General features: G+C 71.6%; 23 protein-coding genes. 9 read left to right on the top strand and 14 right to left on the bottom strand.

Going from position 1 to position 25,901, the window contains the following annotated elements; genetic code table 11:
• Positions 1-7: 7 nt before the first annotated feature.
• The 5 genes from efeB to AC068D_RS04465 form a co-directional block, all read right to left on the bottom strand.
• Positions 8-1,285 carry an iron uptake transporter deferrochelatase/peroxidase subunit gene (efeB, locus tag AC068D_RS04485; RefSeq protein WP_478822009.1) on the bottom strand — a complete coding sequence of 426 codons (1,278 nt, stop codon included), beginning with the start codon at positions 1,283-1,285 and terminating at the stop codon, positions 8-10.
• 20 nt (positions 1,286-1,305) lie between these two features.
• Positions 1,306-2,454, bottom strand: a complete 1,149-nt coding sequence (gene efeO / locus AC068D_RS04480) for an iron uptake system protein EfeO (protein ID WP_478821454.1) — start codon at positions 2,452-2,454, stop codon at positions 1,306-1,308.
• 165 nt (positions 2,455-2,619) lie between these two features.
• Entirely contained in the window at positions 2,620-3,474 is an 855-nt protein-coding gene (locus AC068D_RS04475; RefSeq protein WP_478821453.1) for a heme ABC transporter ATP-binding protein, read from the bottom strand.
• A 61-nt stretch (positions 3,475-3,535) separates the two neighbouring features.
• Positions 3,536-4,687 carry a FecCD family ABC transporter permease gene (locus tag AC068D_RS04470; protein WP_478822008.1) on the bottom strand — a complete coding sequence of 384 codons (1,152 nt, stop codon included), beginning with the start codon at positions 4,685-4,687 and terminating at the stop codon, positions 3,536-3,538.
• A gap of 2 nt (positions 4,688-4,689) precedes the next feature.
• Complete coding sequence (locus AC068D_RS04465; RefSeq protein ID WP_478821452.1) at positions 4,690-5,703, bottom strand: heme/hemin ABC transporter substrate-binding protein; 1,014 nt, start codon at positions 5,701-5,703, stop codon at positions 4,690-4,692.
• A 181-nt stretch (positions 5,704-5,884) separates the two neighbouring features.
• Here AC068D_RS04465 and AC068D_RS04460 point away from each other — a divergent pair, with 181 nt between their 5' ends.
• The 3 genes from AC068D_RS04460 to AC068D_RS04450 all read left to right on the top strand — a co-directional run bounded on the left by AC068D_RS04460 (position 5,885) and on the right by AC068D_RS04450 (position 9,730).
• Positions 5,885-7,285, top strand: a complete 1,401-nt coding sequence (locus AC068D_RS04460; RefSeq protein WP_478821451.1) for an HtaA domain-containing protein — start codon at positions 5,885-5,887, stop codon at positions 7,283-7,285.
• Positions 7,286-7,318: 33 nt separating this feature from the next.
• Positions 7,319-8,854, top strand: a complete 1,536-nt coding sequence (locus AC068D_RS04455; protein ID WP_478821450.1) for an HtaA domain-containing protein — start codon at positions 7,319-7,321, stop codon at positions 8,852-8,854.
• A gap of 90 nt (positions 8,855-8,944) precedes the next feature.
• The gene (locus AC068D_RS04450; protein ID WP_478821449.1) at positions 8,945-9,730 is read left to right on the top strand and encodes a PhzF family phenazine biosynthesis protein; all 786 of its coding nucleotides are present in this window, start codon (positions 8,945-8,947) and stop codon (positions 9,728-9,730) included.
• Positions 9,731-9,803: 73 nt separating this feature from the next.
• Here the strand turns inward: AC068D_RS04450 and AC068D_RS04445 are convergent, their stop codons facing one another.
• Both AC068D_RS04445 and map read right to left on the bottom strand, forming a co-directional pair.
• On the bottom strand, positions 9,804-10,454 hold the full coding sequence (locus AC068D_RS04445) for a biliverdin-producing heme oxygenase (RefSeq protein ID WP_478821448.1): 651 nt from the start codon (positions 10,452-10,454) through the stop codon (positions 9,804-9,806).
• Positions 10,455-10,570: 116 nt separating this feature from the next.
• Complete coding sequence (gene map / locus AC068D_RS04440) at positions 10,571-11,428, bottom strand: type I methionyl aminopeptidase (protein ID WP_478821447.1); 858 nt, start codon at positions 11,426-11,428, stop codon at positions 10,571-10,573.
• Between the two features lie 117 nt (positions 11,429-11,545).
• On the opposite strand from map, the gene AC068D_RS04435 reads away from it, so the two are divergent.
• On the top strand, positions 11,546-11,776 hold the full coding sequence (locus AC068D_RS04435) for a hypothetical protein (RefSeq protein ID WP_478821446.1): 231 nt from the start codon (positions 11,546-11,548) through the stop codon (positions 11,774-11,776).
• A gap of 19 nt (positions 11,777-11,795) precedes the next feature.
• On the opposite strand, the gene AC068D_RS04430 is transcribed toward AC068D_RS04435, so the two are convergent.
• Both AC068D_RS04430 and AC068D_RS04425 read right to left on the bottom strand, forming a co-directional pair.
• Positions 11,796-13,124: an MFS transporter gene (locus AC068D_RS04430; protein ID WP_478821445.1), complete on the bottom strand. Its 1,329-nt coding sequence runs from the start codon at positions 13,122-13,124 to the stop codon at positions 11,796-11,798.
• A 42-nt stretch (positions 13,125-13,166) separates the two neighbouring features.
• Positions 13,167-13,772 carry a hypothetical protein gene (locus tag AC068D_RS04425; protein ID WP_478821444.1) on the bottom strand — a complete coding sequence of 202 codons (606 nt, stop codon included), beginning with the start codon at positions 13,770-13,772 and terminating at the stop codon, positions 13,167-13,169.
• Between the two features lie 117 nt (positions 13,773-13,889).
• On the opposite strand from AC068D_RS04425, the gene npdG reads away from it, so the two are divergent.
• On the top strand, positions 13,890-14,600 hold the full coding sequence (gene npdG / locus AC068D_RS04420) for an NADPH-dependent F420 reductase (RefSeq protein ID WP_478821443.1): 711 nt from the start codon (positions 13,890-13,892) through the stop codon (positions 14,598-14,600).
• A gap of 143 nt (positions 14,601-14,743) precedes the next feature.
• Positions 14,744-14,917: a hypothetical protein gene (locus tag AC068D_RS04415; protein WP_478821442.1), complete on the top strand. Its 174-nt coding sequence runs from the start codon at positions 14,744-14,746 to the stop codon at positions 14,915-14,917.
• A 195-nt stretch (positions 14,918-15,112) separates the two neighbouring features.
• Here AC068D_RS04415 and AC068D_RS04410 read toward each other — a convergent pair whose 3' ends face one another.
• Positions 15,113-15,922, bottom strand: coding sequence for a site-2 protease family protein (locus tag AC068D_RS04410; RefSeq protein WP_478821441.1), 810 nt, complete (start codon positions 15,920-15,922; stop codon positions 15,113-15,115).
• Positions 15,923-16,043: 121 nt separating this feature from the next.
• Here AC068D_RS04410 and AC068D_RS04405 point away from each other — a divergent pair, with 121 nt between their 5' ends.
• Positions 16,044-19,697, top strand: a complete 3,654-nt coding sequence (locus AC068D_RS04405) for an ATP-binding protein (RefSeq protein WP_478821440.1) — start codon at positions 16,044-16,046, stop codon at positions 19,695-19,697.
• Here the strand turns inward: AC068D_RS04405 and AC068D_RS04400 are convergent.
• The 4 genes from AC068D_RS04400 to panB form a co-directional block, all read right to left on the bottom strand.
• Positions 19,645-20,466 carry an ABC transporter permease gene (locus AC068D_RS04400; RefSeq protein ID WP_478821439.1) on the bottom strand — a complete coding sequence of 274 codons (822 nt, stop codon included), beginning with the start codon at positions 20,464-20,466 and terminating at the stop codon, positions 19,645-19,647. The two genes, AC068D_RS04405 and AC068D_RS04400, sit on opposite strands and share 53 nt — an antisense overlap.
• Entirely contained in the window at positions 20,463-21,458 is a 996-nt protein-coding gene (locus AC068D_RS04395; protein ID WP_478821438.1) for an ATP-binding cassette domain-containing protein, read from the bottom strand. Before AC068D_RS04395 ends, AC068D_RS04400 begins: the two co-directional genes overlap by 4 nt.
• A gap of 147 nt (positions 21,459-21,605) precedes the next feature.
• Positions 21,606-21,971 (bottom strand): cupin domain-containing protein, encoded by a 366-nt coding sequence (locus AC068D_RS04390; protein WP_478821437.1) that lies wholly within the window; start codon positions 21,969-21,971, stop codon positions 21,606-21,608.
• Positions 21,972-22,144: 173 nt separating this feature from the next.
• Positions 22,145-23,011, bottom strand: coding sequence for a 3-methyl-2-oxobutanoate hydroxymethyltransferase (gene panB, locus AC068D_RS04385; RefSeq protein ID WP_478821436.1), 867 nt, complete (start codon positions 23,009-23,011; stop codon positions 22,145-22,147).
• A gap of 180 nt (positions 23,012-23,191) precedes the next feature.
• On the opposite strand from panB, the gene AC068D_RS04380 reads away from it, so the two are divergent.
• Together AC068D_RS04380 and AC068D_RS04375 are read left to right on the top strand one after the other, a co-directional pair.
• Positions 23,192-24,820 (top strand): DHA2 family efflux MFS transporter permease subunit, encoded by a 1,629-nt coding sequence (locus tag AC068D_RS04380; RefSeq protein WP_478821435.1) that lies wholly within the window; start codon positions 23,192-23,194, stop codon positions 24,818-24,820.
• Between the two features lie 158 nt (positions 24,821-24,978).
• Positions 24,979-25,776 carry a TetR/AcrR family transcriptional regulator gene (locus AC068D_RS04375; RefSeq protein ID WP_478822007.1) on the top strand — a complete coding sequence of 266 codons (798 nt, stop codon included), beginning with the start codon at positions 24,979-24,981 and terminating at the stop codon, positions 25,774-25,776.
• The last annotated feature ends 125 nt before the right edge of the window (positions 25,777-25,901 follow it).

The raw sequence follows: 25,901 nt of genomic DNA, 5'->3' as shown, positions 1-25,901 counted from the left end.
CTGCGCGTCACGAGAACAGCGCCCGGCCCCACCAGTCGTCCTTGCCACGGACTCCCGGCGGGACCGCGAACAGCGCCGAACCCACGTGCTGGATGTACTCGTTGAGGTCGTCCGATGCGAGGTTCCGCTGCACCGGAATGAACCCCTTGCCGACGTCCCGCTGGTAGGCGATGAAGAACAGGCCGGCGTCGAGGCGGCCGAGCCCGTCCGTGCCGTCGGTGAAGGAGTAGCCGCGCCGCAGCAGCTTCGCGCCGCCCGTGGAGTCCGGGTGGGCCAGGCGCACATGCGCGTTCGGCAGCATCGCGGGCAGGAACGGTTCGTCACGTTCCTTCGCCTTGCCGACGGGAGCCCCTTCGCCCTTGTCGCGGCCGAAGATGTCCTCCTGCTCCTGCAGCGGCGTACGGTCCCAGGCCTCGACGTTCATCCGGATCCGTCGCGCCACCAGGTAGGAGCCGCCCGCCATCCAGGCGGGGCCGTCCTTCTCGGAGACCCACACGTGCTTGTCGAGAGCAGCCCGGTCGGTGCCCGAGATGTTCCGGGTGCCGTCCTTGAAGCCCATCATGTTGCGCGGCGTCTGCTCTTCGGGCGTGGTCGACGACGTCTTGCCGAAACCGAGCTGCGACCAGCGCACGGCGACCTTGCCGAATCCGATGCGGGCGAGGTTGCGGATGGCGTGCACGGCGACCTGGGGGTCGTCGGCGCAGGCCTGCACGCACAGGTCGCCTTCGCTGCGCGCAGGGTCGAGGTTGTCACCGGCGAACTTGGGCATGTCGACCAGCGCGGCGGGCCTGCGGCCCTTGAGGCCGAAGCGGTCATCGAACAACGACGGCCCGAAGCCGATGGTGAGCGTCAGCCGGGACGGTTTCAGTCCGAGCGCCTCGCCCGTGTCGTCCGGCGGGGCCTCGGCGAGGCCGCCGTACGCGCCCTCACCGACGGCCTGTCCGGCGGTCATCTGCTCGGCGGCCCTGGTCCAGTCCTTCAGCATCTGGATCAGTTCCGCGCGGTCCTCGGTCTTCACATCGAACGAGGCGAAGTGGAGCCGGTCCTGCACGGCGGTCGCGATCCCCGCCTGGTGCCTCCCGTGGAAGGGCACCGCGGCTCCGCTCATGGCGGCGGGGACGGTCTCGTCCCCGGAGCGGGTGACGGCCACCGCGCTGCCCGCCGCGGCGGCGCCGAGCGCGAGCCCGGCACCTCCCCAGCCGAGCAGGGTGCGCCGCGACGGAGCGGCCGTGTCCGCTCCGTTGTCCGCGGCTGCCGTGGTTTCCTCGGTGGACCCTTCCGACATCGTCATGTCCCCCCGGCCCTTCACTTCACGACCGCGGCGGCGAGCTTCGACAGCGGCTCCGCGAGGGCGTTCACACCGTCCGACAGCTCCTTGCGCTGCGGCTCGGTGACCTTGTCGTACGAGGTGAAGACGTAGGTGCTCTTGTCGGCGCGGTACTTGTCGAGCATCGCGTTCATCGCCGCGAACTGCTTGTCCAGCTCGGCGACCAGCTTCGGGTCGTTCTTGGCCGCGACCGGCTTCAGCAGCTCGAAGGACTTCTGCGCACCCTCGACGTTCGCCTTGAAGTCGACCAGGTCGGTGTGGGAGTAGCGCTCCTCCTCGCCCGTGACCTTGCCGGTGGCGACCTCGTCGAGGAGTTCCTTGGCACCGTTGGCCATCGACGTCGGGGAGATCTCGGCGGTGCCGACGCGCTTCACCCAGTCAGCGAGGTCAGCATCGAGGGTGTCCGCGAACGTCTTCTCCTCGGCACCGAGCTTCTTGTCCTGCCACAGCGCCTTCTCCAGGCGGTGCCAGCCGGTCCACTGCTCGCCCTTCTTCAGGTCGGCCACGCCGTCCTCGCGGAGGTCGACCTTCGGGTCGATGTCGCCGAAGGACTCGGCGACCGGCTCCGTGCGCTCCCAGCCGATACGGGAGTCGGCATAGGCCTTCTTGGCGGCCTCGATGTCACCGGCACGCACGGCGTCGGTGAACACCTTCACCTTCGGCAGCGTCTCGTCGGCCTGCTGCTGCACGTACTTGCGGTACTCGGCGACCGCCTTGTCCATCTCGGGTGACCGCTTGGCAGCCGTGCCGCCGGTCACCTTCACCTGCTGGCGGATGCCCTCGCCCTTCATGCCGGGCTTGCAGGCGATCTCGTAGTCACCGGCCTTCACCTCGGCGGTGAGCCTGGCCTTGGTGCCCGGGCCGATGTTCTCGCGCTCGCTGACGATGCGGTCGTCAGGGAACAGGATGTAGACCTCGGTGACCTTGGTGCCCTTGTTCTCGATGTCGAGCTGGACGTGCCCGGCCGGGAACTCCTTCTTGGAGACCTCGCAGGTGTCGTCCTTCGCGGTGACGGTGACGGCGCCGTCCCCGCCCTTGGCATCGCTTTTCTCGGCGCAGCCCGTGACGGCGGTCAGAGCGGTCACGGCGGCGACGGCGGTGACGACGGTGAGGCGGACGGGTCGCATACAGGCTCCACGAGTGGGCGGGACAAGGTGGGACAGGGGGTGAGGCGGACCTAACTTAACCGAGGCTTACCTGACCGAAACCCCGGCGTCCAGTGATTCGTCTCTCACGATCCGGGTGCGGAAACGGCCCGGTCACAGGAGCGCCATGGACGCCCCTCGGGCCGGTCAAGTGCGGGTCAAATCTCGCTCCGTGTCCCGTCTGGGGACGACGAGCGGGGCCCCGGTCCGCGGGTGGGGCAGCACTTCGACCGGCTGCCGGTAGACCTCGCTGAGAAGGTCGTCGCGCAGCACCCGGTCCGGGGTCCCTTCGGCGACGACACCTCCGCGATGGAGTACCGCGATCCGGTCCGCGTACGCCGCGGCGAGACCGAGGTCGTGCAGGACGACCACTACCGCGTCGCCCGCCGCAGCACGTCCTCGGCAGACCCGCAGCACCAGTTCCTGATGGCGGAGATCCAGCGCGGCGGTCGGCTCGTCGAGCAGCAGCAGAGGCGCTTGCTGGGCGAGTACGCGTGCGAGCGCGACACGGGCCCGTTCGCCGCCCGAAAGCGCGGCGAACGGCCGCCTCGCGAACGCGGTCACCTCCGTCGCCGCCATGGCTTCGGCGACGGCCGCATCGTCCTCGTCCTCGCGCGGTGTGCCCGCCCAGGGGGCCCGGCCCATCCGTACGACCTCCTCGACGGGGAACGGGAACGAGAGCGCGGCGGACTGCGGCAGTACGGCGCGGCGCAGGGCGAGTCCCGGCGCGGACCACTCGCACGCGGGCCGCCCGCAGATCCGGACCTCGCCGGCTGCCGGGGTGAGGTCCGCGGCACCTGCGGCGAGCAGGGTCGACTTCCCGGAGCCGTTCGGCCCGACGAGTGCGAGCACCTCCCCGGCGCAGGCGGTCAGTTCGACGCCGCGCAGCACCTCGTGCTCCCCGAGCCGGATGAACAGGCCCTGTACGTCCAGCAGCAGGTCCCCGGAGGAGGGCGGGGTGGGAAGTTCCCGCCGCTGCCGGGAGAACAGCGATCCGATCATGTGCGACCACCTCGGCCACGGACTTCGGAAGGGGCGGACAGTTGCGTGCGGGGCGGGGACATCAGGCCCAGCCGCCCTGTCTGCGCCGTGTACGTCGCAGCAGGAGGAAGAAGAACGGGCTGCCGAAGAGAGCCGTCAGCACGCCGAGCGGGAGCTCGGCCGGGGCCGCCGCCGTGCGCGCCGCGAGATCACCCGCCACCAGGACCACCGCCCCGCCGAGCGCACTGCCCGGGACCAGGAAGCGGTGGCCCGGCCCGTTCGCCATGCGGAGCAGATGGGGGACGAGCAGGCCCACGAAGGAGACGATGCCCGCCACGGCGACCGCAGCCGCCGTCAGCAGCGCCACCACCAGGATCATTGCGACGCGAAGCCGCTCCACCCGCACCCCGAGGTGACGGGCCGGCCGCTCGCCGAGTGCGAGGAGATCCAACTGCCGTGCGTACAGCGGTGCCAGCACCAGGCCGACGACCGCGCACGGAAGCACCGCCAGCACCTTGGGCCAGGTCGCCTGTGCGAGCGAGCCCAGCTGCCAGAAGGTGATCTGGGTGATCTGGGCGTTGTCGGCGAAGAAGATGAACAGGCCGATCAGGGCTCCGGCGAAGGCGTTCACCGCGATACCCGTCAGGATCAGGGTCACCACTTCCGTACGGCCGCCGGATCGCGACATCGCATACACCAGGGACACGGTGGCCAGGCCCGAGAGGAACGCGCACACCGTCACCGTCCAGTTCCCGGCGAAACCCAGCCCGAGCGCGATCGCACCGACGGCCCCCGCGGCCGCGCCCGCCGAGATTCCGATGACGCCCGGCTCGGCCAGGGGATTGCCGAACACCCCCTGCATCAGGGCCCCGGAGCAGCCCAGCGACGCACCGACGAGCAGCGCGAGTACGACGCGGGGCAGCCGGATGTTCCACAGGACGCCCTCGGCGGCGCGCTCCAGCGCATGCCCGCCGAGCCCGGTGCGGTGCTGGACGGAGGTGAGGACGTCGCCGAGGGGAAGGTGGTACGCGCCGAGTCCGGCGGACAGCAGGCACAGCACCAGCAACGCGCCGACGAGGGAGGCGGTGAGGACGTACGAGCCCCCGCGCCTCCGCCGTGCGTCAAGCGGCGCCGGTGCAGGTACGGGGGACTCCTCCCTGTTCGCGGTGTTCGCGGTGTTCGTGGTGTTCGCGGTGCTCACCGGTGGGGCCGGTTCCGCGTGGGGTGCGGACATCGTCATGTCCCGTCCGCGTAGAGCTGTCCGACCAGGGACTTGAGCACCTGGTCGGTACGCGGCCCGTAGCCCAGCAGCACACCGTCGGGGATCGAGACGACCCTGCGGTCCATTCCCGCCGGCGTCTGTGCGACGCCGGGGATCCTGACGAGTCCGTCGATGCCGCCCACCGAGTCGAGGCCCTTGCTCATGACGAGCACGGCGTCGGGTGCGGCCTTGGCGAGGGCCTCGCTGGTGAGGGGGGTGAAGTCCTTCGTCAGGCCGGAGTCCTTGCCGGCGTCCACGGCTCCGGCCGCCTCCAGCAGCGAACTCGCCCCGGACTCGGCTCCGCCCAGCAGATACACGGCCGCCGAGCCGCGCAGATAGAGGAAGGCGACACGTGGTTTCCCGCCGCTGTCCTGCGGTGCCGGAACGTCCTTCCGCACGGCGTCGATCCGTTGCTGCGTCCGGGCCCGGAGCGTATCTCCGGCCGACTTCACGCCCAGCGCGGCCGCGACCGCGTCGATCCGGGTCCCGACGTCCGCAAGGCTCTTCGCGGGCTTCACCACGACGAGCGGAACGCCTGCGTCACGGATCTGCTGCACGGCCTCCGCGGATCCGCTGGACGTGTCCGCGAGGACGACCGTCGGCTTCAGCGACAGCACGTTCTCCGCCGAGACGTCGTGCGCGCGTGTCACCACCGGCAGGTCCGCGGCCTGTTCGAATGTGGCAGTGATGTCCCGGGCCACCACACGGCTGCCGAGCCCGAGCGTGAAGACGATCTCGTTCAGTGAACCGGTGAGCGGCACGATCCGGTCGGCCGACTCGACCGTGACCCTTGTGCCGTCCGCGGAGCGGACCGTCACGGGAAGCTCCGGATCCGGTGCGGCGGTGAGCGGCTCGACCCGGTCGGCAGCGGCGGTGACGGCCGGACCGGCGTGGGTGCCGGCGGGTCGGGCACCCCCGCCGCAACCGGTCGCGGCCAGGGTGAGGGTGAGCGCCGACACCAGCGCACCCGCGAGGCGGGATCTACGCACCGAAAGGCTCCGTCCTGTCGAACCGTCAACGGTCAATGCGTTCAACTCCGCTGTGCTGAAACGAAGTTGATGGTGCGTCTGCCGGATTCCGGGATTCGTGACGTGCGTGGGGCTTCCGGCGTGGGCTGGGGTTAGCTTAGGTTAGCCTTACCTTGCTGGCCAGCCCTCGGAGGGGTTTCTGATGCTGCCGTCCGGACCGGTCCGTGCGCTCGCCGTCGCGATGCTCGGGGCCGTCCTGGGAGCGTTGCTCCCCGCCGCCGTCGCGCACGCCGAGAGCCGCACGGTCCACGGCGGCCGGCTCGACTGGGGGATCAAATCCTCCTTCCAGGCCTACGTCACCGGCCCCATCGCCCAGGGCGGCTGGAATCTCACGGGCGGGGCGGCCACCACCGGTGACAGCCGGTTCCGGTTCCACTCCGCCAAGGGCTCGTACGATCCCGACAGTGGCGTGTTCGAATCCCGGTTCTCCGGTGGCGTCCACTTCGTCGGCCACCGCAGAGCGGACGGTACGCACGAACTCGACCTCACCATCAGCCACCCGACCGTCCGCATCGGCGGCGGCAGCGGCACCCTCTACGCCGACATGACCAGCAGGGCCGGAAGCACGGGCAGGGTCACCACCTCTTCCCGGGTGCCGCTCGCCTCGCTGGACCTCTCCGGTGTGGACATGAAGGGCGGCGGCAGCACCGTCGGGCTCACCGGCATCCCAGCCACCCTCACCTCGCGGGGAGCCGCCGCCTTCGCCGGGTACTACACGGCGGGCACACCGCTCGACACCGTGAACCTCTCCGTGGACGTACGGTCCGCGGCGCGGCCGGCGCCCTCCCGGCCGAAGCAGAGCCCGGAGCCGTCCGGCCCGGCGACACTGCCTGCGGGCACCTTCAGGGACGCAGCCGTCGACTGGGGAGTGCGCCGCACCTTCCGCGAGTACGTCACGGGCCCCATCGCCAAGGGCGGCTGGGTCCTCGGTGGCGGCGCCCAGGACGGCGGCGCACTCTTCCGCTTCCGGCACGGGAAGGGGACGTACGACCAGCGGAGGCAGACCCTCGACGCGGACTTCGCCGGCACGGTCCGCTTCACCGGCACCCGTCTCGATCTGGCGCTCGGGAGGGTCACCGTCGCCGTGCGGAACGGCAGCGGTGCCCTCAGCGCCGATGTCACCAGGAGCGGCAGGACCGAAAGAGCCGTACCCCTCGTCACCTTCCCTGCAAAGGACTTCACCCCGAAGGGCGGCCTGGCCACCGTCACGGAGGCTCCCACCACGCTGACCGCGGACGGCGCCCGGACGTTCGGCGGGATGTACCGGCCCGGCACCCCGATGGACCCGGTCTCGCTCTCCGTCGCCGTGGCCCCGGAGGCACAGCTGCCCGCTCTGCCCGACCTCGGCAGTGGCGCCTCCCCGTCCGCCGTGGCGCGGCCGTCGGCCGCGACGTCCGCCCCGACGGCATCCACGGCCTCCTCCTACGGACCTTCCTCCGGCCCCGGCACCTACGCCGCGATCGGAGCCGGCGCACTCGTCGCCGCCGCGACCGCCGTGTACGCCCTCCGCCGGCGCAGCGCCTCCACCAGCACCACCGACTGATCACCGCGAATCTCTTCGAGGGGAACACCGACCATGCCAGCCACAGTCATCCGGCGCCCCATGGCGCTCGTCTCCGCAGTCGCCACGGCCGCCGCCCTCGGCGCCGCCGCCTTCGCGCTACCCGCGCTCGCGGCGGACAGAGCCCCCGCGGCCGTGCCCGGCGCACCGGGGGTGGAACTGAAGGACGGCACGCTGGAGTGGGGCTTCAAGGAGTCCTTCCGCGCCTACCTCGCCTCGCCCGTCGCGCACGGAAGGATCACCACGGCCGATGGAGCCAAGCAGGCGCCGGGCAACGGTGTGTTCACGTTTGTGGACGGCAGGGGCACCTATGACATGGGAACGCACGCCACCGCCAACGCCTTCAAGGGGAGCGTGCACTTCACGGCCCACGAGGGCGTCCTGGACATCAGACTCTCCGATCTGAGGCTCACCACCAAGGGCACCGCCGCGCCCACCGGAGAGATCACCGCGGACGTCGTCTCCAGGAAGCAGGACGGAACCTTCGAGACCAGCAACGACCTTGCGGTCGCCGCACTGGACATGACCGGAGTGAGACCGGGGCAGGGCGCGGGCGGCGCCATGGTCTTCAAGGACATCCCGGCCAAGCTGACGAAGGGCGGCGCGGACGCCTTCGCGGGCTTCTACAAGGAGGGGGCCCCACTCGACCCGGCCACGCTCACCGTCAAGGCGGTGACCCCCGGCAGCCCCTCGCCGAATCCGACGGCGCCCCGGCCGACGACGAAGCCCACCGCCAAGCCGACCGGCAAGCCCACCACCGGGCCGACGGTGAAGCCGACCGCGGGCACCTCGTCACCGGCGACCGGCACCCCCGGCAAGGCCCTCGGCGGCAGACTGACCTGGGGCGTCAAGGAATCCTGGCGTACCTATGTCGACGACACCTGCGGCGGGACGGTCACCGCGAAGGGCGGTGCCGAGAAGAACGGTACGGCCTACGACTTCCCCCTGCGCGCGGCGGAGCTGGACCCGGCCGCACGCAAGGCCGATGCGGGCTTCGGCGGCAGCGTCCGGTTCGAGTGCGCCGCACACCACATCGACTGGACCATCAGCGATGTGAAGGTCCGGGCCTCCGGCAGGTCCGGCACCCTCGTCGCGGACATCACCACGGCCAAAGGCACCACCGAGAACGTGAAGTTCGCCGGCCTCGACCTCTCCGGGGCCGACTATTCGGCCAGGAACGGCGTTGTCACCCTCGAGAAGGTCCCGGCCGCCCTCACCAAGGACGGCGCCGCGCAGTTCGTGGGCCCGAACGGTGAGGAGTTCTACAAGCCGGGTACGGCCGTCGACCCGGTGACGGTCGCGCTCACCCTCGACGCGGACGCCGAACTGCCCACGACCTCCGGCGGTTCGACGACCGGGGGCGGCGCCTCGGGCGGTTCCACGACCGGCGGCGGCACGGTCGGGGGCCTCGCGGCCGACGGCTCGGGCAATCTCGCCGCCACCGGGGCGGACATCCCGGCCGGCGCCCTCCTGGGCGCATCCGGCGCCCTCGCCGTGGCCGGGACGGGCGTCGTCCACGCCGTGCGCCGTCGTGCGACCGCTCGCCCCTGACCCCTTGGTGTGACGACCGTCGCCCCGGCCGCCCCCCGGCCGCGGGCGGCGGCCGTCCCACGACGATGTCGGGGGTGCTTCAATGCCGGGGTGAACGAACTCGACGTGCTCCAGGTCTTCTGCGCCGGCGACGGCCGGTTCGGCAACAGCCTTGGTGTCGTACGCGATCCGCGCCGCTGGCCGGACCGGGCGTCCCGGCAGGCGCTCGCCGCCGAGCTCGGCTTCAGCGAGACCGTGTTCGTCGACGACCCCGAGCGCGGTGTCGTGGACATCTACACCCCGGGGCTGCGGCTGCCCTTCGCCGGCCATCCGCTCGTCGGTGTCGCCTGGCTGCTGGACCTGGAGGCCGTCAATCCTCCCGCGGGCGAGGTGTGGGCGCGCGACGACGGCGAGTTCACCTGGATCACCGCGCGCGCCGAGTGGGCACCGCCGCGCCGGCTCGAGCAGTACGGCTCGGCCGCCGAGGTCGACGCTCTGCCCGCCCCGCCGCCCGGTGAGGGCTGGCTCTACGCCTGGGCGTGGGAGGACGAAGCGGCCGGACGCGTGCGGGCGAGGGCCTTTCCCAGGCGCGACGACAACATCGTGGAGGACGAGGCGACGGGCGCGGCGGCGCTGCTGCTGACCGCCCGCCTCGGCCGCGCCCTGAACATCACCCAGGGCCGGGGCTCGCAGATCCTGACCGCCCCCGGCCCCGACGGTGTCGTGGAGATCGGTGGGCGGGTACGTCTCGCGGTGCCCGCGGCCGAACCGGCGGCACCATGCGGGTCGGGCAGCGCCCCGGAGTCCGGCTCAGGCGCCCGGATAGCGCCGCTGCGGCGCGCGGCGACACCGTCCCGCCTTCCGCACGCCGTCACCGTGCCCGGTCTCACGGGCTGAGCCGGGCGATCCGGGCCGCCGGCCCGGATCGGCGCCGGATCGCGGTGCCGGCACGTCGGCGTCGGCGGCCCGCTCACGCGGTCAACGGGAACTCCGCCCCGAGCTCCCGGAACACCGCCCCGTTGAAGTCGAACGCCCGCTTGCATTCGTCGATGATCCGCTGCTTCTCCAGGTCATCGGCGTCGACCCGGTCGAGCAGCTCCCGGTAACCCCGCTTGAAAGCGGCCGGGTTGCCGATCTCCTCGAAGACGTAGAAGCGCACGCCGTCGCCCTTGCGGTCGAAGCCCCAGGTGCGCTCCGCCTTGTCGCGGATGATCTGGCCGCCGGAGAGGTCCCCGAGATAGCGGGTGTAGTGGTGGGCGACATAGCCCGCCGACCAGACGCGGGCGCATTCGTCGACCCGGGCGGCGTACGCGGCGGTGGCGGGCAGCGGTGTCAGCCCCTCCTGCCAGCCCGCGCCGCGCAGATGCGCGAGATCCCGCTCCAGCTCGGCCGTCCGGAACAGCTCCCGCTGTATGAAGGGGCCGGCGACCGGGTCGTCCTTCAGGGCTTCGGCCGCGCCCTCCAGCGCGCGGTACACGAACCACAGCTGCTCCGTGTAGCGCGTGTACGCGTCGACGCCCAGCCTGCCGCCGAGGAGGTCGCTCATGAAGGTGGAGGTCTCCGCCTCGGTGTGCTGTTCGTGCGACGCAACACGGATCAGGGTCGAGAAGGGCGTGTCCAAGGCGGACCTCCGGGGACCGATGGGGACGGGAACCGGTTAGGATCCTCCTGCTTAGGCTTACCTAAGTCAACAGGTTCCCGACGTCCTGTCGGTAAGAACGCTACCCCTCTTACGGGTCAGGGCAACGTGAGAATTTCCGCCCCGGTGTCGGTCACGACCAGGGTGTGCTCGAACTGCGCGGTCCTCTTCCGGTCCTTCGTCACCACGGTCCAGCCGTCGTCCCACATGTCGTACTCGTGCGTCCCGAGCGTCAGCATCGGCTCGATCGTGAAGGTCATGCCGGGCTGGATGACGGTGGTCGCGTGCGGGCTGTCGTAGTGCGGGACGATCAGCCCCGAGTGGAACGAGGAGTTGATGCCGTGCCCGGTGAAGTCACGGACGACGCCGTAGCGGAAGCGCTTCGCGTACGACTCGATGACCCGTCCGATGATGTTGATCTGGCGGCCCGGCCTGACCGCCTTGATGGCCCGGTTGAGCGACTCCTGCGTCCGCTCGACCAGAAGCCTCGACTCCTCGTCCACGTCGCCGCAGAGGTAGGTGGCGTTGTTGTCACCGTGCACGCCGTGGATGTACGCGGTGACGTCCAGGTTCACGATGTCGCCGTCGCGCAGCACCGTCGAGTCGGGGATCCCGTGGCAGATGACCTCGTTGATCGAGGAGCACAGCGACTTCGGGAAGCCGCGGTAGCCGAGCGTCGACGGATAGGCCCCGTGGTCGCACATGAAGTCGTGCGCGACACGGTCCAGTTCGTCCGTGGTGACCCCGGGCGCGATGAGCTTCGCGGCCTCCGCCATCGCCTGCGCGGCGATACGGCCGGCGATGCGCATGCGCTCGATCGTTTCGGCATCCTGGATCTCCGGCCCGGTGTAAGGCGTCGGCGCGGGCTTCCCGACATACTCGGGGCGCCGGATGTTTCCGGGTACGGAGCGGGTGGGAGAGAGCTTCCCTGGTACGAGCAGCGACTGGCCAGACATGCCGGCGAGTCTATCCGGGGGCCGTCCCACCCCGCCGGGCGCGGCCGGGGGTCCCGCCGCCGCCAGGCGTAGGGGGACGGTCCTGGGGCAGCATGGCGTCAGAGGAAGGAGCCGACGATGGCCCTGTTCAAGAAGCGCACGGTGGGCAAGCCGGGCGAGTGGTACTACTGCCTGCAGCACAAGAAGGTCGAAGAGGGCCCCGAGTGCCCTTCCAAGGACCGCTTCGGGCCCTATGCCACACGTGCGGAGGCCGAGCACGCGATGGAGACCGCCCGCGAGCGCAACCTCGAGTGGGAGACCGACCCCCGGTGGCACGACGCCCCCCGGGGCGAGGACACCGCCGGCTGATCGCCTGCCCGCCGCTCGCTCACGGCTTCGCCCCGGTCCCGCGCGTGGCCCCGGCCTTCGCCGTTTCCGTCGCCGCCACCTCCTGCTCCTTCTGGATGCGGCGGCGCCGGGCGTCCTCATCGGTGCTCGCGTCGTAGGTGAGGAGCTTCGGGAGCACCGCGGCCAGCAGCCCCACCGAAGCCAGGCAGGCCAGACCGCCGCTCCAGAACGCGGGGCGGGTGCCCGTCCATCCGGCCATCGCCCCCGCACGGACCTGGCCCAGCTGCGGGCCCACGCTGTACGAGAGCACCTCGATCCCCGCCAGCCTGCCGCGCAGCTCCTCGGGGATGGTCTGGTTCCAGATCGTGGAGCGGCCCAGACCGCTGAGCGTGTCACCCGCACCGGCCAGTGCCAGGCAGAGCAGCACCAGCGGGACGCTCGAGAACCAGCCCGCCGCGGCGATGGCCGCCCCCCAGCCGGCCGCACCGAGGACGACCAGAAGCCCGTGCCGCCGGATCCGCGAGGTCCAGCCACTCGTGAGGCCCAGCACGATCGAGCCGACGGCCCCCGCCGCGTACATCAGCCCGAGCGACCACTGGGCGTCCAGCTCGTCCGCGAGGAACGGGAAGATCGTGTTGGGGAAGGCGAAGAACATCGCGGCCAGGTCGACGGCGTACGTGCCGAGCAGCACCGGCCGGCTCCACGCATACCGCGCCCCTTCCGCGACACTCCGCAGCGACGGCCTGTCCGCGTCGAGCGTGGGCGGCGCCGGGGCGAGCCGCAGACAGAGCAGCACGGAAACGCAGAAGCCGCCCATGGTGATCGCGTACGCAGGGGCGTGACCCGTGAACGCCACCAGCAGACCCGCCAGCGCGGGTCCCACGATCGCGCCGAACTGCCAGCGCAGCTGATTGAGGGCGGCAGCGGCGGTCTGCTGCTCGTGCGGCACGATCCTGGCCAGCAGCGAGTCGAGCGCGGGCCGCTGCAGCCCGGCGAGGGCCGAGACCCCGCCCGCGACCAGGTAGAGCGGCCAGAGCAGCGGGGACGGCAGAAGCGCGTTCACCAGCAGGACGAGGGCCAGCACCCCCAGCCCTGCCTCGGTGCACAGGATGACCTTGCGCCGGTCCACGGCGTCGGCGAGCGCGCCGCCGTAGAGCCCGAAGACGACGAGGGGCACCAGCTCCACGGCGCCCATCGCACCCACGGCGAGCGGGGAGCCGGTCAGTTCCTTGATCTGAAGAGGCAGCGCCACCATCGCCATGAAGCTGCTGAAGTAGGTGACGAGACCCTGGACCCACAGCAGGCGGAAGTCCCGGGAGGACCGCCAGGGGGAGAGATCGGGAAGGAGCGCGCGGATGCGTGATGCCACGGACCGACATGCTCCGCGCCCGGTACCGGCGGGGCAACCGGTTTACCAGCGGGGCGGGGGCGGGGCGGTGAGGCGGTCGGCAAGACGGGACAGCCCGTCCCGGAAGCGGCGGAAACCGCTCGGCGACGGCGGCGGGACGTTCTCCCCGGCGGCTGCGCTGACCAGGTGCTGCACCGTGTCGATGTCGATCCCGGCCGCCCCGGTCACTGTCAGCGCCTCATGCGCGATGCCGTGCACATCCGGGTCCCCGCCGTCCAGCGACAGCACCGTCGCGCCGGAGCGGCGCGCATCGTGCACCCGTTCGAGCAGTCCCGCGTCGGGACGCCGTGGTGCCACCACGAGCAGTGTCTCGCCCCGCCCGGCCGCTTCGATACGGCCCAGCCCGACCGCCAGATGAGCCGGGTCCCCGGACCGCACCTCGTGCCGCACCAGGGTGGGAGCCAGCTCGGGCTGCCCCGACCACGCGGCCTCGTCCACCAGATGCGCGGCCAGATGCCACGGCTCGTACTCCGCCGTCCCGACCAGCAGCAGCCCGCCGCCCTGCGGTACGACGGACGAACGCAGCGCTCCCGCGAACCGACGGGCCGCGTCGGGCCATGCGGTCCCGTCCAGGACCTCTCGCAGCAGTGCGACGCGTACGGCATCCATGGGCCCGCATCCTGCCGCACGGGCGGGGGCCGCGGGGGCGGGTCCGCAGAAGCCCACTCGTAAGGGCCGGGGCCCCGGCGCCCTACCTGTGAGTAGCCCTGGAAGTAAGGTCGGGACATGACTTCTCAAGACAACGCCGCCGCCACCAAGCCCGCCGCGAAGGACCCCTGGGAGCTTCCCGATGTGGCCGGTCTCGTCGTCGGCGTCCTCGGAGGCACCGGTGACCAGGGCCGCGGCCTCGCCTACCGGCTTGCCCGTGCCGGACAGAAGGTGATCATCGGCTCCCGCGTCGCCGAGCGCGCCGAGACCGCGGCGTCCGAGCTGGGCCTCGGTGTCGAGGGAGCCGAGAACGCCGAGTGCGCGCGGCGCAGCGACGTCGTGATCGTCGCCGTGCCGTGGGACGGTCACGCCAAGACCCTGGAGGCGCTGCGCGGCGAACTCGCCGGGAAGCTCGTCGTCGACTGTGTGAACCCGCTCGGCTTCGACAAGAAGGGCGCCTACGCGCTGAAGCCGGAGGAGGGCAGCGCCGCCGAGCAGGCCGCCGCCCTGCTGCCCGAGTCCCGCGTCACCGCCGCCTTCCACCACCTCTCGGCCGTGCTGCTGCAGGACGAGTCGATCGAGGAGATCGACACCGATGTGATGGTCCTGGGCGAGACGCGCGCCGACACCGACATCGTGCAGGCACTCGCCGGTCGTATCCCCGGCATGCGGGGAGTCTTCGCGGGCCGGCTGAGGAATGCGCACCAGGTGGAATCGCTGGTCGCCAATCTGATCTCGGTCAACCGCCGCTACAAGGCGCACGCCGGTCTGCGCGTCACCGACGTCTGACCGTCGTGGCACGGACCCGTGACGGTCGTTCGCAGCGGACCCCTCAGCGCTGTCCGACGCGGACCGTCGGCCCTCGTACGCCGCGGCACGGGCATGGGGGACACTGGACCGCACCATCAGTGACCGGACAGGAGCCGACCCCCATGCCCCGCCTCGCCCTCTACGCCCTTGTGATCTGCGCCCTGGCCGTCGCCGCGGCGGTCGTGTCCTTCGTACAGGGCAGCTGGATGGGGATCGTCTGGGTACTGCTGGCCGGTGTCTCGTCGAACATGGCGATCTACTACATCCGCCGGGGGAAGGCGGCACGCGGCGCCTGAGGCGACGGCTACGGCCGAGCCGCCCGCGCGGGGGCCGGTTGCCTCGTGCGGATCCTGCCCGGCCGGCAGTCCCCGAAAGATACGGCCCGAGGGCTGTGCCCCAGGTCACCGGCGGGGCAGGGGAGACGTGCCTTTGACGTCGCGCGCCGACAGGCCGGGGCGGCGGGGATCCGCCAGGGACACCGGGCCGGGCCCTCAGTGGCCCATCGCCGCCTCGCAGACGGGGTTGCGCCCGGTCCAGAAGCGGTACAGGTTCTGACCGCAGGCGGCGTCGTTCCAGTCCACGCCGAGGCCGTCCATGACGGCACGGATGCCGTCGAAGAAGGCTTCGTTGACACCCGGCACGAAGAACAGCAGGGCGAAGACGCCGATCAGTCCGTACGGTGCGATCGGTTCCACCTGACGCCGGATCCCGTACGACAGCCACGGCTCGATCACCCCGTACCCGTCCAGCCCCGGGACGGGCAGCAGATTGAGGATCGCCGCCGTCACCTGGAGCAGCGCCAGAAAGGCCAGGGCGAAGCGGAAGGCCATGGGCACGCCGTCGAGTGCGCCCAGCCAGAACGGCGCCGTGCACACGACGGCGAACGCGACGTTGGTCAGCGGGCCTGCGGCCGAGATCAGGCTGTGCTTCCAGCGGCCCTTGATGCGGTGCCGCTCGATGAAGACCGCGCCGCCCGGCAGCCCGATGCCACCCATGATCACGAAGAGCACCGGGAGCACGATGCTCAGTACGGCGTGCGTGTACTTGAGCGGGTTGAGCGTCAGATAGCCCTTGGCCCCGATCGTGATGTCGCCGCCGTGGAGCGCCGTGCGGGCATGCGCGTACTCGTGGAGGCAGAGCGAGACGATCCACGCGGACGTGACGAAGAGGAACACCGCGAGGCCCGGGTTGGGCGAGAAGGCCGTCCAGACCGCCCAGCCGGTGACCGCCATGATCGCCGCGATGCCGAGGAAGACGGGGGAGACACGGCGATCGCTCCGGCGGGTCGCGGCGGTGGTCATGGGCGGGGCTCCTCGATCGGCGCGCGGGCACGGGGCGGGTCGAGCGTAGTGCGTAGTGGTGACACGCGGGCAACGTCCCGTGCGGCAGCGAGCGTTCCTGGCGATCGAAGAGAATGGGGCGGTGCGTTACCAGGTACTCGGCACCACCCGGACCGTTCATGAGGACGGCACCCCTGTCACCCTCGGCGGGGCACGGCTGCGTGCGCTCGTCGCCGCGCTCGCGCTGCGCGCCGGGCGCACGGTGCCGGTCGACGTGCTCGTCGACGACGTGTGGGACGGTGATCCGCCCGCAGACGCGGCGGGGGCGGTGCAGGCGCTGGTCGGGCGCGCACGCCGGGCCCTCGGGCGCGACGCCGTGCTGTCGTCCGAAGGCGGCTACCGGCTGGCCGCCGATGCCGACGAGGTGGACCTGCACCGCTTCGAGCGGCTGGTGGGGGAGGGCGCGCGGGCATACACCGGGGGTGACCCCGGAGCGGCGGCGGAACTGCTGGGCGAGGCACTGGAGCTGTGGCGGGGGCCGGTGCTCGCCGATCTGCCCGGCCGCGGCGGGGAGGCGGCCCGCTGGGAGGCGCGCCGTCTGTACGCCCGCCGCACACGCCTCGCCGCGGAGCTCGGCCTCGGCCGGGTCCAGGAGGCGCTCCCGCAGCTCGTGTCGCTCTGCGAGGAACATCCGCTCGACGAACCCCTGCAGGCGCTGCGCATCCGGGCCCTGCGCGCCGCAGGGCGTCCCGCGGAGGCACTGGCGGCCTACGAGTCCGTACGACGCGAGCTCTCGGCCCGGCTGGGCACGGACCCGGGTACCGAGCTGCGCGCGCTGCACAGGGAGCTGCTGAAGCCCCCTCCGGCACCGCAGCCGGACCGGACGCAGCCGGAGGGACCGCTCAAGGCCGCCGCACCGGGGAATCTGCGGGCACGGCTGACCAGCTTCGTAGGGCGGAAGGCCGACATCGAGGCCATCCGCGCCGACCTCGGACGGGCACGGCTCGTCACCCTGCTCGGGCCGGGCGGGTCGGGCAAGACCCGGCTGTCGCAGGAGGCGGCCGAGCGCGTGGCGGCGTCGTACCCGGACGGCGTCTGGCTGGTCGAGCTGGCGCCCGTCGGCGACCCGGAGAACGTGCCGGATGCCGTGCTCACCGCGCTCGGGGCGCGCGAGACCGTGCTGCGCGGCGCGGGAGCCGATGAGCTGAGAGCCGCGACGGACCGGCACGGCGACGACCCGCTCGTCCGCCTCACCGACCACTGCGCACGGCGCCGCATGCTGATCGTCCTCGACAACTGCGAGCATGTCGTCGCCGCTGCCGCAGCCCTGTGCGAGCAGCTTCTCGTGCACTGCCCGGGCCTCACGGTCCTCGCCACCAGTCGCGAGCCCCTGGGGGTGCCGGGGGAGTCGGTGCGTCCGGTCGGCCCCCTGCCCGCTCCGATGGCCCTGCGTCTTCTCGCCGACCGCGGCGCGGCCGCGAACCCCGCCTTCCGCACCGACACGGACTCCGTGACGGCGGAGGCGTCCGCCGAGATCTGCCGCCGCCTGGACGGGCTCCCCCTCGCCATCGAACTTGCCGCCGCCCGGCTGCGGATGCTCACGGCCCGTCAGATCGCCGACCGCCTCGACGACCGCTTCCGGCTGCTGTCGGGCGGTATCCGGACGGTGCTGCCCCGCCAGCAGACCCTCCGCGCGGTCGTCGACTGGTCCTGGGACCTCCTCGACGAGCCCGAGCGTGCGGTGCTCCGCCGCCTCTCGGTCTTCGCCCGCGGCTGCGACCTCGAGGCGGCGGAGACGGTCTGCGCCGCGAGTGCGCCCCTCGGCGGCCCGGAGACGCCGAGGGTGCCACCGGCGCCGCGCTCCGCACGTCCGCCTGCCGGTGCGGTGTCCGGGGCGCCGGGCACCCCGCATCCGACGGCGGCGGCCACGGTGCCCGGACCCGCCGGGACGACGGACTCCGGCCTGTCCGGCGGGTCTGCGTCCGGGGCGCCCGCGGTGCAGGGTCCCGGTCCTACCCGGTACTCCGCCGCCACGCACGGCACGCTCGGCCCCGACGGGCATGCGCGCCGCTCGGCCACCCCGGGTGCTCCCGGGGTGCGTCACGCGGACGTCGGAGCATTCGACGTCGTCTCCGTGCTCGGCGCCCTGGTCGACAAGTCGCTGGTCGTCGCTGTGCCTTCCCCGGACGGCGGGATGCGTTACCACCTGCTGGAGACCGTCGGCGAGTACGCCGCCGAACGGCTGGACGAGGCGGGCGACCGGGCGGATGCCGAGCGCGCCCACCGTGTGCACTACCGCGAACTCGCCCGCCGTACGGACCCTCTGCTGCGTCGGCACGGGCAGATCGACGCCATCGCGCTGCTCGAGCGGGAGCAGCAGAACATGACCACCGCCCTGCGCCGGGCCTGTGCCGCCCATGACGAGGACGAGGCACTGTGCCTGGTGCTGTCGCTCGGCTGGTACTGGCAGATCAGGGATCTGCGCGTTCCCGCGCGACACTGGTCACGGGCCGTGGCGGCGCTCGGGCCCGATCCGTTCGCACCGCCCTTCGGCCCCGTCGCGCCCATGCACGCACGGGTCATCGACGCCCCGCCTCCGCTGGAGCCCGAGCGGCTGCTGGAGGCCAGGCGCGGGGTGCGGCTGATCGGGATGGTCAGCATGGAGCACGGGGCGGAGAACTGGACATCGCCCGAGCGGCTGGAGTGGCTGCGCGGCGTCGCTTCGGTCTACCGGCCGGGACTGCCGCAGACGTGCCGCTTCCCCGGCATGCTCTGGTTCTACGCGGTCCTGCTCACCGGCGAGCACGACCAGCTGCGGCAGGTGCTCGACGAGACCGTCCGCGCCTGCGAGGAGTTCGGCTACGAATGGGATCTCGCGGCCGCTCTCCAACTGCGCGCCAATGTGCTGGCCAACCGCAGCGAATGGGCGGGTGACGCGACCGCGGACGCCGACCGCGGTCTGGAGATCTTCGAGCGGTGCGGAGATCTCTGGGGCACTGCGGGAGCGCTGTCCGCCCGGGCGGAGGCCCGCGAGAAGAGCGGTGAATTCGCCCTGGCCGCCGATGACTTCGCTGCAGCGCTCGACTGTGCCGTGCGCGTCGGCGCCGACAGTCAGGTGCCGCTGCTACGGGCCCGGCTGGCGTCGATGCTGACCGAACTGGGCCGCCGTGACGAGGCGGAGGCGATCCTGAACGACGTACTGGCGCACGCGGACGAGAGCTGCCACGAGGCGGTCCCCACCGCCCGTCTGTGCCTCTCACTCCTCCTCGGTCTCGACGGCCGCACCGCCGAGGCGAGAGTGCAACTGAATCTGCTCGCCGGGGAGTTCAGTTCGGAAACCCTGGCGATGTTCGAGGGATTCCGGATCGGTGGCCTCGCCTGGCTGGACTGCCTGGACGGCCGCTACGACGAGGCGCTGGAGCATGTGATCGGAGCGCTGGATTCGGCGATGACCCCACTGGCCAGGATGGTTGCGCCCCATATGGCCGCGGCTCATCTGATGACCGCCGCCGAGGCGTTCGCCGCACTGGGGGAGGAGACCGCTCAGGACGCGGCCAGACTCCTCGGCGCCTACAAGGAGATTCTGCCGGCCCGCCATGTCCGGACCAGCCTGGAGCGCGAGGTCCACGACCGTGCCGAGCGGGCGGCCCGGGCCGCGCTCGGCGACGAGGTCTACGCGGCCCGGTACGCCGAGGGCGGCCGCCTCGCACTGGAGGAGGCCGCCGCCGTCGTACGCGCCCGGCTCAGGACTTCGTACGGAACTTCCGGATCGCGATCGGAGCCATCACCGCGGTGATCACCCCCGACCAGATCAGCGTCACCCAGACGTCGTGGGCGACGGCGCCGCCGTGGATCAGACCACGGGCGGCATCCGCGAGCGAGGACAGCGGGTTGTAGTCGGTGAACGTCTGCAGCCAGCCCGGCATGGTGGTGGGCGGGGAGAGGATCGAGGACCCGAACTGCAACGGCATCAGCACCAGGAACCCCATTCCCTGGATCGCCTGGGCGTTCTTCATGGTCACGCCCATCGTGAGGAAGACCCACATGATCGAGCCGCCGAAGACCATCGACAGACCGACGGCCGCGAGCAGTCCCGGTACGTTCGACACGGACAGACCGAGGACGAAGCCGACCGTCAGCAGGATCGCGGTCGCGACGACCATCCGTCCGACCTCGACGACGATCTTGGCGATCAGAACGGAGGACCGGGCGATCGGCAGCGACCGGAACCGGTCCATGACACCGGTCTGGAAGTCCTGGTTGAAGCCGGTGCCGACACCCATGGCGATGTTCACGCACGTCATCGCCATCAGACCGGGCACGACATAGTCCACGTAGGTGGAGCGATCGCCGCCCAGGGCCAGGGCGACCGAGCCGCCGAAGACGAACACGAACAGCACGGTGAAGACGATCGGCATCAGTACGGCGTCGAACATCGACTCCGGGTCCTGCCGGATCCACAGCAGATTGCGTCGGACGAGAGCGCCGATGTGCCGCAGATTGCCACGCATGCCGATCCGGTCGTCGTCGGCGAGGTGAGTGGTGCTGACGGTGGTGGCGCTCACGCGGCGACCTCCTGGGGAATCGTGTCGTTGACGGATGACGTCCGGTGGCCGGTGAGGGCCAGGAAGACCTCGTCCAGGCTGGGCAGATCGGTGCCGATGTCGGCGATGGCGAAGCCGCGGGCCCCCAGCAGACCGACCACCGCGGTCAGTTGCTCGTCGCTGAGGATCGGGACGTACAGGGCGCCCTCGTCCGGGACGGGCTGTGCACCGGCGACTCCGTCCAGCCCCGCCTCGCGGACCGCGGCCGCCATCGCCGGCAACCGTGCCGGGTCCGTGGGCCTGATCCGCAGGGTCCGGCCGCCGACCTTCGCCTTCAGCTCGTCGATCCTTCCCTCGGCGATGACCCGGCCGCGGTCGATGACCGTCAGCGCGGTCGCGAGCTGCTCGGCCTCCTCCATGTACTGCGTGGTGAGCAGGACGGTGACACCTTCGGCGACCATCCGCTGGATCTCGTCCCACACCTCGTTGCGTGTGCGGGGGTCGAGCCCGGTCGTCGGCTCGTCGAGGTAGAGCACGGCGGGCTGCCCGATCATCGAGGCGGCCAGGTCGAGGCGGCGCCGCATACCGCCGGAGTACGTGGAGGCGGGGCGCTTGGCGGCCTCCGTGAGCGAGAAGCGCTCCAGCAGCTCCGCGGCGCGGCGTCTGGCGTCCTTGCGCGACAGATCGAGCAGCCGCCCGATCATGTACAGGTTCTCCAGACCGGAGAGTTTCTCGTCCACCGATGCGTACTGGCCGGTGAGGCCGATCGTCCGGCGCAGCCGGCGCGGCTGCCTGACCACGTCGTATCCGGCGACGGTGGCGTGTCCGGCGTCCGGGACGACGAGGGTCGAGAGGCAGCGCACGAGGGTGGTCTTGCCCGCGCCGTTGGGCCCGAGGACCCCGAGGACCGTGCCCTCGGGAACGTCGAGGTCCACGCCGTCGAGGGCCTTCGTCTCGCCGTAGTGCTTCACGAGGCCTCGTACCTCGACGGCGTTCTTGTCGGTTCGCGTCATGCCGTTCACGGTCGCAGACGTCACCGACAAGCCACCGACAAGCCACCGACAGCCCACCTGCGGCCCACCGACAGAGCACCGACAGCGACATCGGCGGTGGACGAGGGCCGGGCGCGGACAGCCACGGAGAACCGCCGTCGGCGGGGATCACCCGGGCTTCGCGTAGTCCCCGAACCCTGCCCAGTCGATGACGACGCACGGCTCGTCCCCCACCACCCAGGCATCGTGGCCGGGTGCGATGCCGATGTAGTCGCCCGGGCCCGCCTCCGCGGACTCCCCGTCGTCCATGACGACCTTCATCCGTCCGCTGACGACGTATCCGGCGTGAGCGGCCTGGCAGCTCTCCGTGCCCGCGATGGGCTTCACGTGCTGGGACCACTGCCAGCCCGGCTCGAACACGGCACGGCCGACCGGGCCGTGGTCCGTGGTGAGAAGGTCGAGCTTCCCCTTGCCGTCCTCGAACGGGCGGGTCTCGTCGGCCGAGTCGAAGTTCTTGGCGAAGATTCCGGCCATGGTCATCCGCCTCCCGGGCGGAGCGGGCGGTCCCCGAGTCCGTTCTCAGGCTACGCCCAGGCGCCACCACCCCGCCGCGGACGGCCGACAGCCCGCCGACGGGGGAAGATCGGCGGGCTGTCGTTGGTGCCGGGAGTGGCTTGGCGGTGGTGCGCGGTGCCTGACTGCAGCGGCTAGTGGAAGGTGTGTTCCTCGGCCGGGAACGTCCCGCCGACGACGTCGTCCGCGAAGGCCCGTGCCGCGTCACCGAGGGTCTGGCGCAGATTCGCGTACTGCTTGGTGAAGCGCGGCACCTTGCCGTCCGTCAGGCCGGCCATGTCGGTCCAGACGAGGACCTGTGCGTCGGTGTCGGGACCGGCACCGATGCCGATGGTCGGGATCTGCAGCGAACGGGTGACCTCGGCGGCCAGCTCGGCCGGCACGAGTTCGAGCACCAGGGCGAAGGCGCCCGCGTCCTGCGCCGCCTTGGCGTCGCGCAGCAGCCGGTGCGCGGCCTCGTCGCTGCGGCCCTGCACCCGGTAGCCCATGGTGTTGACGGACTGCGGGGTCAGGCCGAGATGCGACATCACGGGGATGCCGGCCTGGACCAGAAGCTCGGTCTGGGGCAGCGAACGCTCCCCGCCCTCCAGCTTCACGGCACCGACCCCGGCCTCCTTGACCAGCCGGGTGGCGCTGCGCAGCGCCTGGACCGGGCCTTCCTGGTACGAGCCGAAGGGCAGGTCGCCGACGACGAGGGCACGCCTGGTGCCCCGCACGACGGCGGCCGACAGGAGGGTCATTTCGTCCATCGTGACGGGCACGGTGGTGTCGTAGCCGAGGTGGGTGTTGCCCATCGAGTCGCCGACGAGCATCACCGGGATGCCCGCCTCGTCGAAGACGGACGCGGTCATCGCGTCGTACGCGGTGAGCATGGGCCACTTCTCGCCGCGCTCCTTGGCAGCGGCGATGTCGTGGACCGTGATGCGACGAGTGCTCTTGCCGCCGTACAGCGCCTTGGTGCTGCTGTCGGCGGGCTGCTTCTGAGCAGCCTGAAGCGTCATGGTGAACGGCTCCTTCGTCATCTCGAGGCGCCCTGACGGCGTCCCCGGATCCCGTCCATGGTGGCATCCCGGTGCCCGTCGCGTGAAGTGGTGCCGTTCACACCCCCGCGATGTTCCGCCATCCCGGTCGTTTTTTCCTATACGAGACGGTCTCGTATCGAAAACGGGAAAGCTCGCTTCATGTCCCGACCATCAGGTGTTTCACCCGAATACTCCCGTGTGCCGGAAGCAGTCCACCGGCGCCGCTGGGCCATCCTCGCCGTGCTCATGTTCAGCGTCCTCATCGTGGTGCTGGACCACTCGGTCCTCAACGTCGCGGTCAAGACCATCGCCACTCCCGCGCCCGTCGGCATCGGCGCCACCCAGGGCGAACTGGAATGGGCGATCAACTCCTACACCCTCGTCTTCGCCGCACTGCTCTTCACGGCCGGACTGGTCGGCGACCGCACGGGCCGCAAGAAGGCGCTGCTCTTCGGCATGGCCGTGTTCGGCTTCGGCTCCGCACTCGCCGCGTTCTCCGGGTCGCCGGCCGAACTCATCACGTATCGCGCGGTGATGGGCGTCGGGGCGGCGTTCGTCATTCCGGCCACCCTGGCCGTCCTGATGAATGTGTTCGAACGGGATGAGCAGGCCAAGGCCATCGGCATCTGGGCGGGCGGAGTGGGCGTGTCCATCGCCCTCGGGCCGCTCACCGGTGGGCTGCTGCTCGCGCACTTCTGGTGGGGCTCGATCTTCCTGGTCAATGTGCCTGTGGTGATCGTCGGCTTCGTCGCGATGGTGCTGCTGATCCCCGACTCCAGGGACCCGGCCCCGGGACGGATCGACCCGGTCGGCGTGCTGCTGTCCATCGTCGGACTCGTGCTGCTGGTGTACGGCATCATCCGCGGCGGCGAGCTCGCCTCCCTCACCGCCCCTGCGGTGCTGCTGCCGCTGCTCGGCGGTCTGGCCGTGCTGACGGCGTTCGTGCTCTACGAGGTGCGCTGCGACCACCCGGCCCTCGACTTCTCGTACTTCAGGAACCCCGTGTTCTCGTCCGCGATCGCCGCCACCGCGCTCGGCTTCTTCGCGATGATGGGGGTGGCCTTCCTCTCCGTGTTCTATCTGCAGAGCGTGCGCGGCTTCAGCGCGCTGACGGCAGGGCTGCTGCTTCTGCCCCTCGCGGTGGCCCAGTCGGCATTCGCGCCGCGTGCCCGGCTGGCCATCGGCCGGTTCGGGGCGAAGGCGACCTGCACGGCCGGAATGCTGATGATCACCACGGGACTGGCCGCCTTCGCCCTCTTCGACGCCACGACGCCGCTGTGGATGCTGGAGGTCGCCTTCTTCGTCCAGGGCGCCGGGATGGCACATGTCATGCCGCCGGTGACGGTCGCGGTGATGCAGTCGCTGCCGCGGGAGAAGGCGGGGGTGGGCTCCGCGATCAGCAACACCTTCCGGCAGGTGGGTGGTGCGCTCGGTGTGGCGATGCTCGGCTCGCTGCTGTCGGCGGCGTACCGGGGCGGGATCGAGGGGGCCCTCGACCGGACGGCAGGCCTGCCGGACGCGGCCCGGGAGGCGGCCGGTGAGTCGATCGAGGCGACGCTGGGTGTCGCGGAGAAGCTCGGGCCGTCCGGGAACCTGCTGATTGGGCCCGCGAACGACGCCTTCATCCTCGCCATGCACCTCACGGCACTCGGCGCGGCAACGGTGACGATGGTGGGCGCAGTGGTCGTGGCGCTCTACCTCCCGGGACGCCGCCCGGACGGCACGGGCGGGCCGCCCGTGCCCGGGGAGCCGGGTGAACGTTCGGCGGCGGGGGCGGCCAGGGGGTGAGTGCCGGCAGGTGTCGGTCGACCGGTCCTGCGACCGGCGGGGCCGACCGCGCCGGACACCGGACACGGAGCGCTGTCCGGTACGGATCGGGAGAGGCGGAGGCGGCTGTGCGGGGCGAGGTGGAGACGGTGAGGGGCCCAGGAGCCGGCAGGGGCGTGATCCCTTCCGCGGGCGGGGTTGCGGAAAGGCCAGGTGCCGGGGGTACGGGCAGGCCGGCGGACGGTTCCGCGGGCGGGGCTGCGGAAAGGCCAGGTGCCGGGGGTACGGGCAGGCCGGCGGACGGTTCCGCGGGCGGGGGTGGGCCGGGCGCCGGTTCCGGGGGCCGCGCCACGGCAGGTGGCACGGAGCCGCGGCGCGGCCGTCCCCGGAGCGAGGCGGCCGAACGGGCGATCCGTGCCGCGGTGGTGACACTCCTGGAAGAGGGTGTGCCGCTCGGCGAGATCTCCATCGAACGCATCGCCCGCACGGCGGGAGTCGGCAAGGCCACCATCTACCGCCGCTGGAGCGACAAGGAGGAGCTGTTCGTCGAGGTCCTGCGGGACATCGAGCCGCCGGAACCCGCCCTGCCCGGCACCTCCGCCCGTGACGACCTCGTCGTCATGCTGGAGTCCGTCCGTGTGCGCGGTCTCGCCCAGCGTTCCTCCGCCCTGCTGAACAACGTGCTGGCACAGATGAAGAGCCACCCCAGGCTGTGGGCGGCATATGTCGCGACCGTGATCGATCCCCGGCGCGCCGTCGTCCTGGAGATCCTGCGGCGGGGGATCGCCGGCGGGGAGATCCGGGACGACGTCGACATCGACCTGGTGAACGACCTGATCGTCGGCCCCATGCTCGTACGGGCCGTGATGCGGCCGGACGCCCCGCTGCCCGAGGGCCTGGCGGAGCGCATCGTCTCGGCCGTGCTGGAGGGACTTCGCCCGCCGGCCGCGCCATCCGTACCGGCTCCGGGTCGCTGAGCTGCCCGGACTGCCAATATCCGCGTTCTGTCACAGCCGCCGCCCCGGAGTCCTTGATCGGAACCCGGCGCGCCGCCGTGTCGTCCTCGTGACCGTACGACAGCAGGCGACGGCTCATCCCCTAG

Source organism: Streptomyces sp. NPDC043861 (assembly GCF_056435905.1).
Note: the sequence above shows the minus strand (reverse complement) of the source record. Positions and strands in the feature narration are given on the sequence as shown.

Bases quoted from the DNA above. Each gene is read 5' to 3' on its own strand.
- efeB (WP_478822009.1), bottom strand. From the start codon at position 1,285: ATGTCGGAAGGGTCCACCGAGGAAACCACGGCAGCCGCGGACAACGGA.
- efeO (WP_478821454.1), bottom strand. From the start codon at position 2,454: ATGCGACCCGTCCGCCTCACCGTCGTCACCGCCGTCGCCGCCGTGACC.
- AC068D_RS04475 (WP_478821453.1), bottom strand. From the start codon at position 3,474: ATGATCGGATCGCTGTTCTCCCGGCAGCGGCGGGAACTTCCCACCCCG.
- AC068D_RS04470 (WP_478822008.1), bottom strand. From the start codon at position 4,687: ATGTCCGCACCCCACGCGGAACCGGCCCCACCGGTGAGCACCGCGAAC.
- AC068D_RS04460 (WP_478821451.1), top strand. From the start codon at position 5,885: ATGCTGCCGTCCGGACCGGTCCGTGCGCTCGCCGTCGCGATGCTCGGG.
- AC068D_RS04455 (WP_478821450.1), top strand. From the start codon at position 7,319: ATGCCAGCCACAGTCATCCGGCGCCCCATGGCGCTCGTCTCCGCAGTC.
- map (WP_478821447.1), bottom strand. From the start codon at position 11,428: ATGTCTGGCCAGTCGCTGCTCGTACCAGGGAAGCTCTCTCCCACCCGC.
- AC068D_RS04435 (WP_478821446.1), top strand. From the start codon at position 11,546: ATGGCCCTGTTCAAGAAGCGCACGGTGGGCAAGCCGGGCGAGTGGTAC.
- AC068D_RS04425 (WP_478821444.1), bottom strand. From the start codon at position 13,772: ATGGATGCCGTACGCGTCGCACTGCTGCGAGAGGTCCTGGACGGGACC.
- npdG (WP_478821443.1), top strand. From the start codon at position 13,890: ATGACTTCTCAAGACAACGCCGCCGCCACCAAGCCCGCCGCGAAGGAC.
- AC068D_RS04415 (WP_478821442.1), top strand. From the start codon at position 14,744: ATGCCCCGCCTCGCCCTCTACGCCCTTGTGATCTGCGCCCTGGCCGTC.
- AC068D_RS04410 (WP_478821441.1), bottom strand. From the start codon at position 15,922: ATGACCACCGCCGCGACCCGCCGGAGCGATCGCCGTGTCTCCCCCGTC.
- AC068D_RS04395 (WP_478821438.1), bottom strand. From the start codon at position 21,458: ATGACGCGAACCGACAAGAACGCCGTCGAGGTACGAGGCCTCGTGAAG.
- AC068D_RS04390 (WP_478821437.1), bottom strand. From the start codon at position 21,971: ATGGCCGGAATCTTCGCCAAGAACTTCGACTCGGCCGACGAGACCCGC.
- panB (WP_478821436.1), bottom strand. From the start codon at position 23,011: ATGACGCTTCAGGCTGCTCAGAAGCAGCCCGCCGACAGCAGCACCAAG.
- AC068D_RS04380 (WP_478821435.1), top strand. From the start codon at position 23,192: ATGTCCCGACCATCAGGTGTTTCACCCGAATACTCCCGTGTGCCGGAA.